General features: G+C 50.2%; 1 pseudogene. It reads right to left on the bottom strand.

Features of this window, described 5'->3' with window-relative positions:
• Positions 1 to 652: pseudogene (locus JIG41_RS23345) on the bottom strand (Tn3 family transposase); the annotation flags it as partial.

Raw genomic sequence — 652 nt, forward strand, 5'->3', positions numbered from 1 at the left:
CGGTTGCATTCGCTTAAAAAAGGGATTGTTGACCAGAGATGTAGCGCTTTTGGTCGGCAGACGCCAGCGGGTACCGGTACGATTTTTCATGATCACATTTCGATTGTCTCCCTCATCAATATGGAGAGCAACGTCTTTGAGCGCACTTTCCAGCCGGTGTTGTTTCTCCTGTAACAATAACTCTGCAGGCTGTTTTAGTCTGTCCAGTGTTGATGAGGCCAGCAAGGTATCCTGCGATGTCTGGGAGATCAGGTCGTCTTCCAGTGCGCGGTATTTGGTAACATTTGGCAGATAAATGCGTCCGTTCAGTCGCGAAGTCAACTGGCGGTAGAGCAGCCATTCGTAACGTTGCGGGTTAACGTTATCCTGTTTAACCAACCATGGGAGGTGCTTTTTCGGGATGAGCGACGTATCCATCGTCTTCAGTGGTCCACCGGATGCGATTTCCGTTTGCATCTGTTGAAGTTGGGCGACGACGGCTTCTGAGCCTTCACCGGCCTCACATTCAAGGCACAAGAACACCTGCCTTAACAGCTGCTCCAGGAGATTGCGTTGTTCATCGTAATGTTGCCACTGGTACTCTTCCACGGTCCGTTTCTGTTTTTTCAGGTAAAGGCAGAGGGTCTGGATATCCCTGTCATTCATGACCTTC

Source organism: Pseudoalteromonas sp. bablab_jr011 (genome assembly GCF_016464045.1).
In the GTDB taxonomy this organism is placed as follows: domain Bacteria; phylum Pseudomonadota; class Gammaproteobacteria; order Enterobacterales; family Alteromonadaceae; genus Pseudoalteromonas; species Pseudoalteromonas lipolytica.